This is a genomic window from Intestinibacter sp., assembly GCF_022780145.1.
In the GTDB taxonomy this organism is placed as follows: Bacteria; Bacillota; Clostridia; order Peptostreptococcales; family Peptostreptococcaceae; genus Intestinibacter.
In genome coordinates this window covers 1-19,018 of the sequence record NZ_JALEXO010000277.1, presented here as the reverse complement: position 1 = coordinate 19,018, position 19,018 = coordinate 1, and the positions used below count along the sequence as shown (strand labels likewise).

Here is a 19,018-nt window from a genome sequence, read left to right as displayed (position 1 = left end):
AGATGTATCTAGAGACAAAATGGATGTATCAGTATGCTGTGAAATATAAATATCATATAGGATTTTACATATTTTTAGGAGTATTAACATCTATTATGGGAGTTGGTTCGAGTTATTTATCTAAAATGGTAATGGACTCTATTAATGCGCAACAAGGAAAATATGTGTTGATATGGGCAGTTCTTATGGGTGCTTTATCAATAGTTACTATTTTTATAAAAGCAAAGACTTCTATGATTTCAGCTAGGATCAGTATCAAGGTCAATAATGAGATTCAGTCAGAGGTTTTTGATAAAATATTGGTTACTGATTGGATATCAATGCAGGAGTTTCACAGTGGAGATTTGTTGAATAGATTGAATAGCGATGTCAATACTGTGTCGTCTAGTATATTGGGATGGGTTCCTACGCTTATAACGTCTTCTGTGCAGTTTTTAGTTGCTTTGACGGTGTTATTGTATATGGATCCTGTTATGGCTATTATAGCTCTTTTGAGTGCACCTGTGATGATTATTTTGTCTAGGACTCTTATGAAAAATATGAGAAATTACAATAAGAAAATGAGAAAGGTTTCGAGTGAAGTTATGTCCTTTAATGAGGAATCTTTTCAAAATATACAATCTGTAAAATCTTTTGATTTAATTGAGTTTTTTAGTGATAGATTAAAGGCTGTTCAGGAAAATTATAGAGCTGTATTTTTAGAGTACAATAGGTTTTCTGTGTATACTTCTTCTTTTATGTCAGTGATGGGATTTATTACTTCTTCAAGCTGTTTGGTGTGGGTAGTTTATAATTATCTATGGAAGATAGGATTTGACAAAATGGGTAGTGTGACTATGCTTATGATGGTAGCAAATATTTTATCTGGATCATTTAAGTCACTAGCAGGTTTGATTCCATCTGCTATATCAGCTACTACTTGTGCAGGTAGAATTATGGAGTTTTTCGACTTACCAAAGGAAGAAAAGTTAGATGATGAGAAGGTTAGATTAATCGATGATAATACTAAGGGTAGAGGGCTTACGATAGAGCTAGATGATGTTGCGTTTAGTTATGACGATACTAAGGTTGTATTTAAGGACGCAAATGTCAAGGCATCTCCGGGAGAGATTGTGGCTCTTGTGGGACCTTCAGGAGAGGGCAAGACTACTATGGTGAGGATTTTCCTTGGGCTTATTAAGGCTAAGTCAGGTAAGGCACTTATAAAGGATATAAATGGTATTAGCTGTAATATATCAGCCGCCACAAGGAGATTTTTCGCATATGTGCCACAGGGAAATACTATTTTCTCAGGTACTATAGCCGATAATATGAGGATGGTCAAGCCTGATGCCACTGATGATGAGATTGTCGAGGCTTTGAAGGCTGCTTGTGCATATGATTTTGTGGATAGATTGCCTGATGGGATAAATTCTAAAGTCGGCGAGAGAGGAGGAGGTTTTTCTGAGGGACAGGCTCAGAGACTGTCTATAGCAAGGGCTTTACTTAGAAAATCACCTATTTTATTATTAGATGAAGCGACTTCTGCTTTAGATGTGTTTACTGAGAGAGAGGTTCTCAGAAATATCATGAATATGGGATATGCTAGGACTTGTATTGTTACGACTCATAGACCGAGTGTGCTTACTATGTGCGACAGGGTTTATAGGATTGATAGCGGGAAGGTCTGTGATATTGATCAGAGAGAAGTTGAGCAGCTGATAAAGGATTTTTAAATTTATCTAGGGGGGATAAAAATGGGTAAAAAGAAAAAAATATTAATCGCGCTAGCAATAATTTGCTTGATTATAGCAATTGCAATTCCTGTTTGTTATTATGAGGTGAAAATATCTTATAATAATTTGAAGGTTAATACTTATGATATAACAGATAATAAGATAAAGGCTGGTCAAGGTGATTCTAAAGAATCTGTGAAATTTGTCGTAGTGGGTGACTTGCATGATAATACTTTTGGAGACAACGACGATAATTTGGTTGCAACTATTAAGTCCCAAAATCCAGATTTTATAATAGCAGATGGGGACATACTAAACGACGACTCAGAAAACAGCGATATCGCGATGAGTTTTATAAAAAGGCTTGTGGATATTGCTCCTGTTTACTACGCTCTTGGTAATCACGAATTCGAATATATGCAAAACAAAAAGTCAGAATCTTTATTAGATGAGATAAAAGATACTGGTGCAACTCTTTTGGAGATGGATTACGAGGATATAGTTGTAAACGGCGTCGATATTCGTATAGGTGGTATGTACGGATATGCGTTTGACCCAAATGGATTGACAAAGAAAAAGGACATGGGTGAGGGTATTTACGATTTTCTTAAGGATTTTGAGGATACTTCTAGCTATAAGATTATGATGAGCCATAGACCTGATAGCTTCGTGTTTGGTGAGGCCTCTAAGGTGTGGGATATCGACTTGGTAGTTAGTGCGCATGACCACGGTGGACAGGTTGTGGTGCCTTTTTTAGGTGGATTTTACGGCGGTGATCAGGGGTATTTCCCTGATTATATTCATGGACTTTATGATAAGGATAAAATCAAGCTGTTGATTACTTCTGGGCTTGGTTCTAATGACCAGAAGCTGCCTAGATTTAATAATGTGCCTGAGGTGATGGTTGTCAATTTAAAAAATAAATAAAATTTGTTGATTTTAGAAGGAAAATGGAAGTTTTTGTTTAATATTATATATAAGCGGTTGGAGAAAGTTGTCAGGTAGAGGCTTTTGATTTGAGCTTTTGTTGTTGGCAACTTTTATATTGTTTAAAATTAAAAATCATCTAGATGTGGTTAGAACACATTTAGATGATTTTTTTTCATTATAATGTATAAATAAATAAATTTTGGATAAACTACATATAGAATCCTATTGAACCATTAATAATTTAGCTCGATTTTACTGTCATCCTTTAGATATTCATTGTCTTCAGGCATTATATCGTCGTATATGAAGTCGTGAAGTACACATATAGAATTTACATCGTATAGCCATACCCAGCCGGCATCCTTGTATTTACCGCCTTTTACGTGTTTGTCGTCTATTATTGGGAACTCGGCTTGTTTAAGTGAGTCCGCATTTGCAAAGCTATAAGAAGTAAATGCTAAGTCTAACATTTCCCCTACTGATAGGTTAGTAGAGACATATGGTAGTAGACTGTTTATTAGCTTTGGATATTCCGCCATAGATAGATCTTTGACTCCATTGAACATACCAGAGATTATTTTACGTTGTCTTTGGTCTCTATATATACCGTTGTCAAGGTATCTCATGCGGGCATATGCGATTGCTTGATATCCGTTTAGAGTATGTAATCCTGCGCCTTTTATAAGCTGCATTTCACCTTTGTCAGCGTATGTACATGCATCATATGCGCCAGGGATACCATCGTTTAGAGATTTTATTTCTCTTTTTTCTATCTCTACATCGACGCCTCCTATTACGAATATGATATTCATAAGGTCGTCGAAGTCGACTTGGACAAATTTATCTATGCCTATGTTGAAGTTTTTTTCTATAGTTTCAAATAGTAGATCTTCTTTGCCCCAGAAGTATGCTGCATTTAGCTTTCCTTTGCCGTGGTCAGGGATATCGACATATGTATCACGGGCAAGAGAAGTTAGTTTTATATCGCTGTGATTTGCATCAACTGTCAAAATCATCATTGCATCTGATCTGTATGCGAGTTCGTTTTCACGACCATCTGTTCCTAATAGTAGTATGTTTGTGACTCCTTCTACTTTGTTGTATTGAGATTCGTAAGTGTCGTCTACCTGTGCTGAGTGTATTCTAAAAAATACCACCATAAAAGTTATCAAAGGAATCAAGATAAGTAGTGCGACTAAGATTATAACGATTTTTTTAAATGTTGAAAATTCTTTAAATTTACTCAAATATTAATGCTGCCGATAATTTAGTCTATCGCAGCGGTTCACCTCCCCCTGTAATTTTAGTTATTAATTCAATTATAGACAACAAAAAGTATTGATTCAATATGGAAAATATATTTTCGGTATTTATTGAAATATGAAAATAAAAATATTAATATATTAAGAAGGAAATTTATATAAATTGGAATAATATATGACATATTGGTAAAAATACTAGTGTGAAGGTAGTATTTGCTAAGGGGGTATAAATGGAGAAGGTTAATTTACAGTTTTTAAGTTTATTAAAATCATCGTTGAAGGATCAAGCTTACGAGGGCGAAGAAATAGATTTTAAAAATTTAATATACATATATAAATTATCTGAGATACATCATGTTGTTCCTATGATATACAATGCAGTGTATAGTCAGGATTTTTTTCAAAACTCAGATGATGGATTTAAGTCTATGTTTAAATCATCGGCATTTAGACTTATTTTCTCTCAAATTCAAAGAAGTAGCAGATTTTTGGAGTTCAATAAAAAGCTTCGTGAAGAAAATGTAAAATTTTTAGTATTTAAAGGTATAATTTTTAGAAATATGTACAATAATCCAGATGATAGGATGTCTGCTGATGAGGATATTGTAGTTTGTGATGAGGACTACGATAGAGTTAAGGAAATTCTTACAGGCGAGGGACTTGAATTTATCGATAAGGGCGACGAGTGCGCTTATTTTTGCAATAATACAGGGCTTTGTATCGAGGTTAGTAAGAGCCTTTTTTCTGAAGATTCCAAGGCCTATGGTCATCTGAATGATTTATTTGATGATATTTTTGAAAAGAGTATAGAAATCGATGTAGATGGTGTCAGTATCTCGACTTTATCACATCAGCAACACCTTATATATATAGTATTTCATAATATGAAGCACTTTTTGACTGGAGGCTTTGGTATAAGACAGGTTGTCGACTTTTTTAAATATATAGAGAGCTACGGTGAGTTCATAGACTGGAAGCAGTTTTGGAGCGATTTGAAGGAATTAAATTACGATACATTTGCACTTAATTTGATAGATATTAGCTTGAAATATTTAGGATTTGACGATAGCAAGGTCGTTTATCCAGATGAAAATTATAGATTTGACGATTTAAAAAAATCAGGTAAATACTATATAAATAGTGACTCACTAATATCTGATATATTGGATGCGGGTGTTTTCGGTGCCAGTACAATGGACAGAAAGCATACTGCGCTTATGACTCTAGATGCAGTTGAGGACAACAACAGCGGCAATAGATTAAAGGCTATATTTCCAGGGGTTGATTATTTAAAGGGAAGATACACTTACTTACAAAAATATCCTGTATTACTTCCAGTAGCTTGGGTTCAGAGAATTTTTTCTTATATGAAGAACAATCACGATAATTCGAAATCTTATATAAATACTATGGAGCTTGGCAAACAGAGGATAGCATTATTGAAAGAATACAAAATCATCAAATAGAGATTTAAGAAAATTGTAATGTTGTTGTAAGTTGAAAATATGCTAAAAATATGGTATTTTTAATCTAGATTTTGACTATAATAAAGAGGGAAGAGGTAATCGGTGAATGGATAAATATATTAGTAATAAGATAAAAAATGTGTCATTGTTTATGACGTTCTTCGTAGTTTTACTACATTCAAATAATTTGGATACTACTCAAAGCGTAGTAAGTGTCAATTCTTTAGTACAAAATTTTATTGGGCAAGGTATTGTTAGGGTGGCAGTCCCTATGTTTTTCTTAATATCAGGGTACTTGTTTTTCTACAACTTTACACCAACTATGGAAAAGTGGAAGTACAAATTTAAAAGCAGATTCCACAGCTTATTTATACCATATGTGATTTGGTGTACAGGTTGGCTTGTTATATTGTATTTAGTTGAATTGTTGCCAATTGGTAGAGCATTGTTCTCAGATAGAATAATAACAGATTATACTTTTAAGGAATTATTTGTAAATACATACATATATCCGCTTCCTTATCAATTTTGGTATATAAGATCATTGATGCTAGATGTGCTATTGACACCAGTATTTTACTACATAATTAAATCTCTAGGCAAAAAATCACTACCTATATTAGTTGTAATATGGTTTTTATATCCTATTTCAGAGATGTTTGGAGGAGTATGGTTCTTACAAATATTCAACTATCCATTTACAATATTTGCAATAGGTGCAGCGTTGGCTATTAATAAGGTAGATTTGCATTTTAGAGATATAGAGGATAAGCATGTAGTAGTTTTAGGCGTGTTGTACATATTATCTTGTGCAGTTAGAGCTGCTCTTATGTATACTGAATTGCCATTATTAGATTTAGCAGAAAATGCTGTAATTTTATTTGGGGTTCCATTTGTGTGGCTTGTCTACGATAGAATGAGTAGTATAAAGGATAAGAAAATCGGCATAGCAAAATATGGGATATTTATATATTTCTTCCATATACCATTCCAATCAATTTTAAAGAAATTATGGTTTAAGGTTATGCCTATTACTGATATCAGTAGCCTAATAATATTCTTTGTGGCTCCAGTTATTTCGATAACTGTGTGCATATTAGTGGCAATGTTCTTGAGAAGATTTATGAATAGGTTCTATATGGTATTAACTGGAGGCAGATAGTTTAAAGATGGTATTTCATTTGAGGTGAAATACCATTTTATATATAGAAAATTATTTTATGAACTCTAATTAAATGAGGAGGAGCTCAATTGAAGAAAATTTTTATAATTCTTGTAATTTTAGTAGGTATAGTTTTCTATAAAAATCAAATAAAACAATTTATGGGAGATTTGACTGACTATATTAAGGTTGAAATATTAGAAAATGGTGACATAGCAGACGACGAAAAAATTTTAGATAATACAGGTATAAATAAACAAGAAAATGGAAATAATGAAAATGTAGAAGAAAATAACTCAGGCTTAACCACTGTACAATACTATAAAAACATTCAATTAGGCGATACTTTAGATAGTTTAATTTCGAAAATGGGGCAACCAAATAAAATAGAAGGCAGCGAATATGGATTTAAATGGTACGTATACAATCAAGATTACAGTGAATTTTGCATGGTAGGAGTATCTAATGATAAAGTTGTCGCTTTATTTAGCAACACTATGGATTCGATAGAAAGTGAAAATATAAAGCTTGGAGAAACTAAATCACAGCTTTTAAAGGACCATGAACCTTTAAAATACAGACAAATAAAAAATACTAGATACATTATAAATGAAGATTATTATAGCTTAGTAGAAGGAGATACTGGCTATATAACAGCGTTTTATGATTCATTTGAAGACAATAAAATAGTTGGTATACAAATTATATCTAAAGAAGTAGAAAAAAGTATGTCTGGAATATATACAAAGGATAATTCTGTGACAGATGACTTTGAAAATATAAACAGATATCTTATAAATTCGGAGAGAGTTGCACATAATTTAAATACGCTTTCGTATAATGAAAAGGCGACTTTATGCGCTAGATCACATAGCCAAGATATGAGAGATAATGATTATTTTTCACATGAAAATTTAAAAAATCAAAGTCCATTTGATAGAATGCACGATTATGGCATATATTATACTGGAGCAGCAGAAAATATAGCTGCAGGTCAAACTAGTGCTATATTCGCGCATTATGCGTTGATGAATTCAGAGGGGCACAGAATCAATATATTAGGAGATTACAAATATGTAGGTGTAGGAGTCGTATTTGGCGGTAGTACTAATATATATTTGACTCAGAATTTCTATAAATAGATACAAATAATATGTGTTTTTAGAGTAAAGATTTTATAACATATAACAAAAGCTAAAAATTACAAATAAAATGTATAAATATAAATATTGACATAAAAATTTAGTTATGATAAGATTTAATTCGGTTAAGTAGACCAGATAATCGCGGGCAGCTTTGGCTGCGTGAGGAAAGTCGGAGCTCCACAGAGCAGGGTGCTAGGTAACGCCTAGTGGGAGTGATCCTAAGGACAGTGCAACAGAAAATAACCGCCACTTTTGTGGTAAGGATGAAAAGGCGAGGTAAGAGCTCACCGTCGGCTAGGTGACTAGTCGAGCCGTGTAAACCCCACCTGGAGCAAGGCCAAGATAGGGCAAAAAGGATGTTGCTCGCATCCTCCGGTAGGTAGGCCGCTTGAACTTATTGGTGACAATAAGTCTAGAAAGATGATTATCAAATACAGAACTCCGCTTATAGATCTGCTTAATTGAATATGAAATCAGAAACTGCAATTTTTATGATTGCAGTTTTTTTGTGCATGAAAATTAATCTATGAATAGGATTGAATAAATTTTCAAAATCATCTGAAAAGACAAATTACGAGTAAATTTTACGTTATAATATGTTTATTTACAAAATATTGAAAAAATAAATGACAAATTTTGCGAAATAAACTAAAATAAAAATATGTACATTAATTTAATCTTAAATTAATTGAAAAATTTAATGACTGGGGGAAAAATCATGAAGAAAAAATTACTAGCGATTTTAATGGCTGTAACTATGGTATTCAGCATGTTTGCCTATGCACCATTATCATTTGCAGAAGAAACTACTGATTCCTATGGTGAATATGCTTACAGCGTATTACAATACATAGATCAGAATTTAATTGAAAGAAGATCAGGTACTGATCAAGAGAAAAAAATGGCCGATTACTTAAAGGCTCAATTAGAATCTTTTGGTTATGAAGTTGAGGTTCAACCTTTTAGCTACACTAGAAGAGATGTAACTTATAATTCTCAAAATATAATTGTAACTAAAAAAGGTGAATCTTCTAAAGAAGTTATCGTAGGGTCTCACTATGACAGTGTTGGAACTCATGGTGTTGACGATAATGGATCTGGTACAGTTGTAAACCTAGAAACTGCAAAGAGATTTGTAAACAAGAAAACTCCTTATACTATTAAGTTTGTATTCTTTGGAGCTGAAGAAGCAGGTCTTAGAGGTTCTAAGGCTTATTCAGAAGCTATGACTGATGAAGAAGTTGCAAATACTGTTTATATGGTAAATATGGATAGTATTTTAGCTGGTACTTATCGCTATGTTTACAGTGGTAAATATAACAAAGAAACTGGTGAAGTTGAAAATACATGGCCAATTAAACAAGCTATGCAATTATCAGATGCTTTAGGAACAGGTATGAGACTTAATGATACTGAATTAAACTATGATTATCCAAGTCCATCTACTGGTAGTTGGAGTGACCATGCTAGCTTCTGGAGTAAAATGCCTTACTTATACTTTGAAGCAGCTAACTGGGAACTTCCTGATGATCCAGAACATCCAGAATGGGGAAGTTCAGGTGCTTATGAAACTGAAACTGGTGAAGTAATGCATGTTCCAGGTAGAGATGATTTAAGCTTTATAGAAAATACTTGGGGAACTCGTGGAAAAGATACAATATCTGCTTATTGTACATTATTAGACTCAATCTTATGTCAAGTAAGCCCTGATGGTTTAATAACTCCATCTAAAGATGCATTAAAAGAAGCAATTGAAAAAGCTAACGATATGGATAAAGCAAGCTTCTCTGATAGCGCTTATAAAGCTTTCCAAGCTGCATTAAAAGAAGCAAAAACTGTAAATAAAACAGAATACATATTATTAAAAGATCAATCTGTAATAGATGATGCTACAGCTAAATTAAACGAAGCTATGGGTAGTGTTGGTTCTTCTATATCAAATGCTACTATAGAAGTTGAAGATCAAGTTTATACTGGTAAATCAAGACGACCAGAAGTTGTTGTAAAAGACGGTGACAAGGTATTAGTTGAAGGCACTGATTATACTGTTAGTTATTCAAACAATAAAGAAATAGGAACAGCTAACGTTACTGCAAAAGGTATGAACGACTATTCAGGTTTAGCTAAAGCTACATTTAGCATATTACCACAAGAAGTTACAGGACTTACTGTATCTAAAAAAGCAGCTACTTCTATAGAATTATCTTGGGATAAAGTACAAAATGCTGATGGATATAAAGTTTATAAATACAGTACTTCAAGCAAAAAATACGTATTAATAGCTACTATTCACGATAACGATACAACTATTTATAATAATTCTAAATTAGTTTCTGCAACTAATTACTACTATAAAGTTGCTGCATACAAAGAAGTTGCTGGTAAAAATTACGTAGGAGCACAAAGTGAAAGATTAAAAGCTACTACTAATCCACTTCAACCAAGTGTTACTTTATCAACAACTACTAAAAAAGTTAAATTAACTTATGACAGTAAAGTAAGTAAGAGAACAGATGGATATGAAATTTATATGGCAACTTCTAAAAATGGAACATATAAATTAATAAAAGACACAGATAAGACTTCTTACACTAAGACTGGTTTAACTAGTAAAAAAGGATATTATTTCAAGGTTAGAGCTTATAGAACAGTAGACGGACAAAAGGTTTACAGTTTATATAGTCTACCTAAATACATAAAAGTAAAATAGATAGAGTGAAATAATTTAATAAAAAATTATTTTATGATATAAAAAAAGCGCTACTCATGGTGTTAATTAAGGACACAAGGAGTAGTGCTTTTTTAGTAAATTTTTAAAATAAATGTATAAAATTTTTAAAACTGTGAATAATAACATTAAACCAATAAATAATTCTTAAGAATATATAAAACGCCTTGCGAATCCAAATTAAAAGTGCTAAATTCTAACTATGAAAACAATAATTAAAATAATTTTTAAAAAGTGATATTTTATGGGGGAAAAAATGAGAGGAATTGATAAAGTAATTTTGGGAAGTGTAATTACCGCATCTGTGGTAAGTATTAATTATAATATATCTTCGGCTGATAAAATAGAACAAGCCACATATATTACTACAAATAGATTAAATATGAGAAAAGGTCCAGGAACTAGCTATGCAAAAGTTGGAACTTTAAATCAAGGTCAAAAGGTTATACCTATTGAAAAATCATCAGATGGAAAATGGGTTAAAATAAAATATAATTCTCAAGAAGTATGGGTAAGCTTTGATTATTTAAAAAAAGAAGAAACTCAAAGTACTACAAGTACGATTAAATTAAATTCTAATTATAAAACAACTGGAAATTTAAATATGAGAAAGGGACCTGCAACTAGCTATGATAGAATAACTACATTACCCTTAGGAACAGTAGTTACACCTACAAGCGTTTCATCAGATAAAAACTGGGTTCAAGTAAAATACAATAATCAAACAGGTTGGATATCAGTAAACTATATAAAGCTTGATGAAACATCAACGCCAGTACAACCAGAAAATCCTAGTGATAAACCAGGTGGTCAAGAAGAAACAACTGCTAAAAAATATAAAACAACTGGAAATTTAAATATGAGAAAAGGACCTGCAACTACCTATGACAGAATAGCTACACTGCCTTTAGGAACAGTAGTTACGCCTATGAAATTTTCATCAGATGGGAAATGGGCACAAGTAAAATACAACAATCAAATAGGTTGGATATCAGTGGACTATATAAAGCTTGATGAAACATCAACACCAGTAAAACCAGAAGATCCTAGTGATAAACCAAGCGAAAAAACTCAAAAATTCTCAGGTAAATATATAACATCAGCGAATTTAACATTGAGAAAAGGTTCTGGTAAATCTTATCAAGCGATTTCTACAATACCTCAAGGTACAAAAGTAGAAGCAACTGAAATTACTCTAGATGAAAATTGGATGAAGGTAACTTATAACGGCCAAACTGGTTGGGTGAATTCTGATTATTTAAATGAGGCAGATACTATTGACGAAGAGGATGCAAATCCTGATTATGAACTTCCTAATAATGCTTTGGGAGATGATTTTTACACTACTTTAGCATTATATTTTAGAGCAAATGCTAGTTCAAATAGTAGCCTGATATGTCAAATACCTAAGAATACGAAAGTTGTACTTTTAAAATTTAACTCAGATGCATCTTGGGCTCAAGTTATATACAACAATAAAACAGGATGGGTGTTAGCCCAATATTTAAATGATGAACCTTTGGGAGCTGTAAAACCAAAAGAAAATCCATCTGAAGATACAGGTACTTATAGAGAAGGTACAACAAAAGAAAATTTAAACCTTAGAAAGGGTCCATCTACTTCTTATTCAGTTTTAGTTACAATACCTAAAAATAGTACTGTAAAAGTTTATAGCGAACAAAATGGTTGGGCAAAGATAAAATATAAATCATATGAAGGATATTGTTCAGCTTTGTATATAAAATAAAAATTTTAAATAATATAGGTAAGATAATTGGGGGAACTGTCGCATAAAATTATTAAAATATTTATGAAACAGTTCCTTTTTATGGGAAATTTTAGCAATATCATTTGTTGATTAAACTTATTAAGTATGATATTTTATAAAATGTAGAAAAGTATGTTTATACTTTTGATAAATATAAAAAATATTGGGAGGGATTACAAAGTGAATATTTTGGTTACCGGTGGTGCTGGATATATAGGAAGCCACACTGCTGTTGAATTGTTAAACGAGGGGTACGAAGTAATTATTGCTGATAATCTATGTAACAGTAGTTCTGTTGTAATTGATAGAATAAAAGAAATTACTGGGAAACAAGTTAAATTTTACGACATAGATACGAGAGATCAAGAAAAACTTAGAAAAATTTTTGAAGAAAATAAAATAGATGCAGTAATACATTTTGCCGCACTTAAGGCTGTTGGAGAATCTGTTCAAAAACCGCTCGATTACTATAATAATAATTTAGTAAATACAATAACAGTTTTAGAGCTTATGAGAGAATTTAATGTGGATAAATTTGTATTTAGTTCATCTGCTACTGTATATGGAAGTCCAAAATCTTGCCCAATAAAAGAGGATTTCCCTCTATCAACGACAAATCCTTATGGTAATACAAAGTTAATGATAGAAGATATTCTCAGAGATATTTGCAAGGTCAACAAGGATTTTAATGTAGCTATACTTAGATATTTCAATCCTATTGGGGCTCATGAAAGCGGCAAGATAGGTGAAGAACCAAATGGAATTCCTAACAATTTAATGCCTTATATAACTAAGGTGGCAATAGGCCAATTAAAAGAGCTAAGTGTATTTGGGGATGACTACGATACTCCTGATGGAACCGGAGTTAGAGATTATATACATGTAGTCGATTTGGCTGTAGGACATGTTAGAGCTCTTGAAAAATTAAATCAAAATCCAGGGCTTGTTACTTATAATCTAGGCACAGGTAGGGGTTATAGCGTACTTGATTTAGTTAAAGCATTTGAAAAAGCAAGTGGAGTCAAAATTCCATATAAAATAGTAGGTAGAAGAGCTGGGGATATAGCGATGTGTTATGCAGATCCGACTAAGGCAGAGAGAGAGCTTGGATGGGTAGCAAAATACGATATAGATAAAATGTGCAGAGATTCTTGGAATTGGCAAAGTAAAAATCCAAATGGATATAAATCATTGTAAAGTCGAAATTTGTTATAATAAATAATAAAATTTAAGAAATCTTTAGGTTTAAAATATACAAAATAAGTTAAAAATATGATATATATTATAATACGTAATCAAGTTTTGTGAAATTTACATAGAGCAATTATTAGGAGGATTCATTTGGACTATTTAAAAATTTTAATTTTATCTATGATTCCTGTGACGGAACTTAGGGGTGCAATTCCAATAGGGATTGCTATGAATTTAAATCCAATAGGTGTATATATAGCCAGTGTCGTGGGTTCGACATTAGTTTCAATTCCTTTGGTACTGACTTATAGACATATTGTTAAATTCATGAGAGATAAGAAAATACTTATTGGCTTACTTAACAAAATAGACCGCAAAATAGAGAATAGCATGAAGAAGATGAAGGCTATGTCTCTAGTTGGTATAATTTTATTTGTAGGGATACCACTTCCTACAACTGGAACATGGACTGCAGCTGCTATTGCATCTATACTTAGAATGAGAGTTGTAGAGGCTTTTACAGGAGTTTTTATAGGCAATTGTATGGCTGGAATCATTGTTTCTTTGATATCATATCACATAATATAAAACAAATTGATAATATAGTATATAGCGTTATTACAAATTAGTTACATACTAAATAATAGTAACAATTTTTTAACCTATTTTTTAAAAAAAATTATGGGAATTTTTTTCAAATGTGGTAATATATTAATGTAAGAAAGGGGGGAAAAAGAGTATGAAGAATGCATTTAAAAAGTTTTTTATTGTACTTTTCTCAGCGATAATTTTGCTAACAGGTACTGCTCCAATAAGTAATGCAGCATCTAAACACATGATAATTGTAAATACTAAGAAAAATACATTAAATTATTATGTAAACTATACTCTAGTTAAAGAATTTAGATGTGCTACAGGAAAAGCAAGTACACCTACACCACAATGTAAAACTACTATTGTAAATAAAATTGTAGATAGACCATTTTACAAAGGAAATATACCAGGAGGAGACCCAAGAAATCCTCTAGGAAGAAGATGGATGGGGCTAAATATAAATGGAACTTATGGAAGTACTTATGGTATACATGGTAATAATGATGAATCATCTATCGGTAAGAATGTAAGTCATGGTTGTATAAGAATGCACAATAGTGAAGTTGAATGGTTATTTGACCAAGTAACAATAGGAACAGTTGTTTTAATAAAAAATACATCAAACTCAGATGATTATATAGCTAACTACTACAATATAACAATATTAAAGAGTGGTTGGTTCACTGAAAATGGTAAAAAATACTATAGAAAATCTGATGGTACTCTAGCTAAAGGCTGGACAACTATTTCTGGTAAAACTTACTATTTCGGTAAGACAACTGCTAAACTATACACTGGTTGGGCAACAATAGGTGGAAATAAATACTATTTAGGAACAGATGGTGCTAGACGTACTGGATGGACTACAATAGGCAGCTATAAATACTACTTTGGTAAGACAACAGGTAAGTTATACACTGGTTGGTCTACAATAGGTGGCAAGACTTACTATCTAGGTAAGACAACAGGTAAATTATATACTGGCTGGTCTACAATAGGTGGTAAAACTTACTACTTAGGAACAGACGGTGCAAAACGTACTGGTTGGGTTACTGTAGATGGAAATAAATACTATCTAGGAACAGATGGTGTTAGACGTACTGGTTGGAGAACAATAGGCGGAAATAGATATTATTTCGGCAAGAAAACTGGTAAATTATACACTGGCTGGACTAGTATAGATGGAAAAATGTACTATCTAGGAACAGATGGTGTTATGGTTACAGGTAAACAAACAATAGATGGTGTTGTTTATGAATTTGACCAAAATGGTGTATTAATAAAGACTATTGAAGAAGATAAACAAGAACAAACTTTACTAGACAATAAAGTTATAAATGATGACAATTCATCAGTAGAAAATGATTCAATTGATGAAACTGAAGATGATCAAGCTGTAGATTCTCAACAATAGTCTGTGGTAATTATGTAAATATACTGCTTTTAAAGTTAGGTCTTATGACTGCTTTGAGGGCAGTATTTTTTATTGCAAAATTGTAAGCAAATTGTAATGAATTCGTATAACTTATGTAATTGAAATTTGATGTCAGTTGGTTTATAATAAAATAAGCTCAAAAAAGAGCATTATGTTAACTGCAACGATTAGAGTTCGCCGTCAGCAAGAAATTTCTATGTAAAATATGGAAAAATAATTACGAGGGGGAAGAAATTTGAAAAAATTAAACGATATATTTAAAATAGATAGTAAAACAAAACATCAAATTTTACTATGGTTAATCGGTGGATTGGTATTAGTGTTTGCGACAGAGTTTTTCCTTAGAGGAAGCTTAGCTGAGGTTGTAGAATTGCTTATCAAAACACCAGGCGTAGTGTTAGCAAACTATTTGCTTATATTGATGCTGACATCAATATTTTTTTTCGCAAAAAGAAAATATATGGTATATTTTTTATCATTCTTGGTAATATTAGGAGTATCAGTAGTAACTTTCTTCTTGATGAATGTTAGGGGTATGCCGCTTACTTTTTCAGATTTGTATTCAATAGGTGAAGCTATGTCTATAGCAGATAAGTATATTAATAAAACTGTCATAATATTAGGCGTATTATGCTTGGCGTTTTTATTAGTGATAGCAGTGTTTTTATATAGATTGGATTTTGATACAAAGAGATTTAAATTAATTAACTTTGTGTTGATTTTCGTCGTATCAGTAGTTTTTTTTTCAACTGTAAAAAATCAAAGAGCACAGCATATAATGAGGTTTAAAAAATGGGATATCGCTGAGTCATATAAGTGTAACGGCTTGACTTATTCAACTGTAGAGTCATGCTTAAAATACATAAGAACTAAGCCTAGCGATTACTCAAAGGAAAATATAGAAAAAATTAAAGAAAGAGTCGATAAAGCCGCAACAGAGGACAACAGAGAGCTAAATCAATCTAAGCCTAATATTATATTCGTGCAATTAGAGGCTTTTATGGACCCAACAGAGATTAAAGAGGTAAAATTCAGCGAAGATCCGATACCTAACTTTAGAAAATTAACCAAATTATACACTAGCGGTATGGCAAATGTTCCAACTACAGGAGGAGGAACTGCGAGAACTGAATTCGAGTCTATGACAGGACATAATATAGATTATCTTACTCCAGGTGAGATACCTTATAATACAATACTTAAGAGTAAATACTATAATTCTGTAGCTACGACTCTTGGTTCACAGGGTTATGAAACTCATGCAATACATAATTTCCAGGGAAATTTTTACAGCAGAAACAATGCCTATGCTAAATTGGGATTTGATGATTTTACGTCTAAAGAATATATGAATAATTACGAGTTAAATGAAAAAAATTGGGTTAAGGATGTTATTTTAGCTGATTATATAGAGAAGGCTTTAGATTCTACTGAAGGCTCTGATTTGGTATATACAATAAGTGTTCAAGGACACAGTAGCTATCCTACAGACGCCGAAAATTACGATTTTCCTATAAAAGTAACTAGCACTTTAGATAAAGAGATGGAAAATGAAATTTACTACTATGCAAACCAAATAAATGGAAGCGATGATTTAGTAGGGAAATTAGTCGACATGATAGATAAAAGAGATGAAGATACAATAATTTTATTCTACTCTGATCATATGCCTAATTTAAAGGTTTTTGGACAAGATGACTTTTATATAAATAAATACAAGGCTCCATTTGCATTCTATGCAAATTACGATATAGAAAAATACGACATAGATAAGATAGAATCTTATGAATACAGCTCACTTATGTTGAAGGAAGCTGGACTAAAATACGGTCCAATGGAAAGATTTAACACATACATGAAGGATGAAAAAGATTTTTCTAAGATGCAAGATCTTATAGAATACGATGTTTTATTCGGAAAATCCTATTATATAGATGAAGATGAAAAACCACAAAAAAATACTATAAAGATGGGATTAGACGAAATAGAGATAAAAAACATCGATATTAAAGGAAACAATATTATTTTAAGAGGAAAGAACTTTACAGTGAATAGTAAAGTTTATGCAAATGGAAAAGCAGTAAATACTAAATTCGTAGATCCAAATACATTAGAGATCGATTATGTCGACAATTTAGACACTGTAGTTGTCAAACAAATAGGTCGTAATAATACTGAACTTAGTTCGTCTAACGAACTTAAATACAGCCAAACTAAATAATTAAATCTGGGGGAGTATTTGCTATATAGCAGATATTCCCTTTTTAGCTATTTTTTAAAATAAATTTAATATTAATTAGATATAATGAATAAAACTCAGCAAATTGGTAAAAATATAAAAGAATTGAAAAGTATACTAAATAATAAATATATAAAGTGATTTAGCAATAGGGGAGGTAATATATATGTCAAATACCGCGACAAATGCTGTGATAATTATGATGGCAACTTTGTTGTCTAGAATATTGGGATTTTTAAGAGAGACTATATTAGCTAATTTCTACGGTACAAGCATGGTGGCGGATGTATTTGTACTTACATTGAATATTCCGGGGCTGATTATATCTATTGTAGGATCAGTAATTTACATGATGTATATTCCTGTATACTACGATACCAAAGAACGTTTGGGAGATGAAGCATCTCTTAAATTTACTAATAATATACTTAATATTTTATCTATATTTTCAATAATAGTAGCTGTATTGGGTGTAATTTTCGCAGGAGAGATAATAAAAATTTTTGCAATTGGATTTGAAGGTGAAAAATTCGATTTAGCAGTTAAATTTTTGCGTATTATGATGCTTGGAGTTTTATTTTTATCTTTAAATAAGGTTCAATCATCTTTCCTACAGGTTAAGGATAGCTATTTACCAGCATCTTTAGTAGGTGTTGTCTACAATATAGTTATTATAATATCTATATTATTAAGTGTGAGCTATGGGAGCTATTACTTGGCAATAGGGGCTTTATTAGGTCTTTTAGGACAGGTTATATTATTAGTTCCATTTATGTATAAAAAAGGATATCGATATAAATTCTACGTAAATTTAAAGGATGAGTCGATTTTAAAAATGGTCAAATTGAGCATACCCATGATGATAGGTGTGGCTATGAGTCAACTAAATGTATATGTGGATAAGGCACTCGCAAGTACATTAGGCGATGGTAAGCTTTCTGCTCTTAATTACGCTTCTAGGCTAAATGATTTTGTAGTGGCTTTATTTGTGACCTCTTTGATTACAGTTATATACCCTAAGCTATCTCAATTTGTAAATGATGACGATAAAAAAAGCTTTAAAAAGATAATTGTAAAAGCGAGTAATTGTCTACTATTAGTAGTAGTTCCGATAACTTTTGGAGCCGTAATTTTATCAGAGCCTATAGTCAGAGTTCTTTTAGAAAGGGGAAGCTTCAGCGGTGAATCTACTATAATGACATCTAATGCGCTTAAATTATATGCTATAGGCGTCATCGGTTATGCTATCAAGGAGATTTTAAGTAGAGGGTTTTATTCACTAGGAGATACCAAAACACCTATGATAAATTCTTCATTGGCTGTAATTATAAATATAATCTTAGATTTAATATTTATAAAGCCGTTTAGTTATATGGGACTTGC

General features: G+C 31.9%; 13 protein-coding genes and 1 other RNA gene. 13 read left to right on the top strand and 1 reads right to left on the bottom strand.

Annotation, left to right across the window (positions count from 1 at the left end; all coding sequences use genetic code 11):
• Positions 1-1,715, top strand: a 1,715-nt coding sequence (locus tag MR593_RS10480; protein ID WP_290692624.1) for an ABC transporter ATP-binding protein, incomplete at its 5' end; no start/stop codon positions are given.
• Positions 1,716-1,736: 21 nt separating this feature from the next.
• Positions 1,737-2,642 carry a metallophosphoesterase gene (locus tag MR593_RS10475; protein ID WP_290692622.1) on the top strand — a complete coding sequence of 302 codons (906 nt, stop codon included), beginning with the start codon at positions 1,737-1,739 and terminating at the stop codon, positions 2,640-2,642.
• Between the two features lie 236 nt (positions 2,643-2,878).
• Here the strand turns inward: MR593_RS10475 and MR593_RS10470 are convergent, their stop codons facing one another.
• Positions 2,879-3,892, bottom strand: coding sequence for an LCP family protein (locus MR593_RS10470; protein WP_290692620.1), 1,014 nt, complete (start codon positions 3,890-3,892; stop codon positions 2,879-2,881).
• Between the two features lie 245 nt (positions 3,893-4,137).
• Between MR593_RS10470 and MR593_RS10465 the strand changes: the two genes are divergently transcribed.
• The 11 genes from MR593_RS10465 to murJ form a co-directional block, all read left to right on the top strand.
• On the top strand, positions 4,138-5,373 hold the full coding sequence (locus MR593_RS10465; protein WP_290692618.1) for a nucleotidyltransferase domain-containing protein: 1,236 nt from the start codon (positions 4,138-4,140) through the stop codon (positions 5,371-5,373).
• A gap of 106 nt (positions 5,374-5,479) precedes the next feature.
• Positions 5,480-6,535, top strand: a complete 1,056-nt coding sequence (locus MR593_RS10460) for an acyltransferase family protein (protein ID WP_290692616.1) — start codon at positions 5,480-5,482, stop codon at positions 6,533-6,535.
• Between the two features lie 89 nt (positions 6,536-6,624).
• Positions 6,625-7,677: a CAP-associated domain-containing protein gene (locus MR593_RS10455; RefSeq protein WP_290692614.1), complete on the top strand. Its 1,053-nt coding sequence runs from the start codon at positions 6,625-6,627 to the stop codon at positions 7,675-7,677.
• 126 nt (positions 7,678-7,803) lie between these two features.
• An RNA gene (gene rnpB / locus MR593_RS10450) (RNase P RNA component class A) lies at positions 7,804-8,144 on the top strand.
• 254 nt (positions 8,145-8,398) lie between these two features.
• The gene (locus tag MR593_RS10445) at positions 8,399-10,390 is read left to right on the top strand and encodes a M20/M25/M40 family metallo-hydrolase (protein WP_290692612.1); all 1,992 of its coding nucleotides are present in this window, start codon (positions 8,399-8,401) and stop codon (positions 10,388-10,390) included.
• 274 nt (positions 10,391-10,664) lie between these two features.
• Positions 10,665-12,155 (top strand): SH3 domain-containing protein, encoded by a 1,491-nt coding sequence (locus MR593_RS10440; protein WP_290692610.1) that lies wholly within the window; start codon positions 10,665-10,667, stop codon positions 12,153-12,155.
• Between the two features lie 201 nt (positions 12,156-12,356).
• A complete protein-coding gene (galE, locus tag MR593_RS10435) occupies positions 12,357-13,373 on the top strand; it encodes a UDP-glucose 4-epimerase GalE (RefSeq protein WP_290692608.1) in 1,017 nt (338 codons plus the stop codon).
• A gap of 144 nt (positions 13,374-13,517) precedes the next feature.
• Entirely contained in the window at positions 13,518-13,955 is a 438-nt protein-coding gene (locus MR593_RS10430) for a COG2426 family protein (RefSeq protein ID WP_290692606.1), read from the top strand.
• Between the two features lie 151 nt (positions 13,956-14,106).
• The gene (locus MR593_RS10425; protein WP_290692604.1) at positions 14,107-15,375 is read left to right on the top strand and encodes an N-acetylmuramoyl-L-alanine amidase family protein; all 1,269 of its coding nucleotides are present in this window, start codon (positions 14,107-14,109) and stop codon (positions 15,373-15,375) included.
• A 256-nt stretch (positions 15,376-15,631) separates the two neighbouring features.
• The gene (locus MR593_RS10420) at positions 15,632-17,617 is read left to right on the top strand and encodes an LTA synthase family protein (RefSeq protein WP_290692602.1); all 1,986 of its coding nucleotides are present in this window, start codon (positions 15,632-15,634) and stop codon (positions 17,615-17,617) included.
• Positions 17,618-17,801: 184 nt separating this feature from the next.
• The coding region (gene murJ / locus MR593_RS10415; RefSeq protein WP_290692600.1) for a murein biosynthesis integral membrane protein MurJ at positions 17,802-19,018 on the top strand (1,217 nt) is incomplete at its 3' end.

Bases quoted from the DNA above. Each gene is read 5' to 3' on its own strand.
- MR593_RS10475 (WP_290692622.1), top strand. From the start codon at position 1,737: ATGGGTAAAAAGAAAAAAATATTAATCGCGCTAGCAATAATTTGCTTG.
- MR593_RS10465 (WP_290692618.1), top strand. From the start codon at position 4,138: ATGGAGAAGGTTAATTTACAGTTTTTAAGTTTATTAAAATCATCGTTG.
- MR593_RS10460 (WP_290692616.1), top strand. From the start codon at position 5,480: ATGGATAAATATATTAGTAATAAGATAAAAAATGTGTCATTGTTTATG.
- MR593_RS10445 (WP_290692612.1), top strand. From the start codon at position 8,399: ATGAAGAAAAAATTACTAGCGATTTTAATGGCTGTAACTATGGTATTC.
- MR593_RS10440 (WP_290692610.1), top strand. From the start codon at position 10,665: ATGAGAGGAATTGATAAAGTAATTTTGGGAAGTGTAATTACCGCATCT.
- MR593_RS10425 (WP_290692604.1), top strand. From the start codon at position 14,107: ATGAAGAATGCATTTAAAAAGTTTTTTATTGTACTTTTCTCAGCGATA.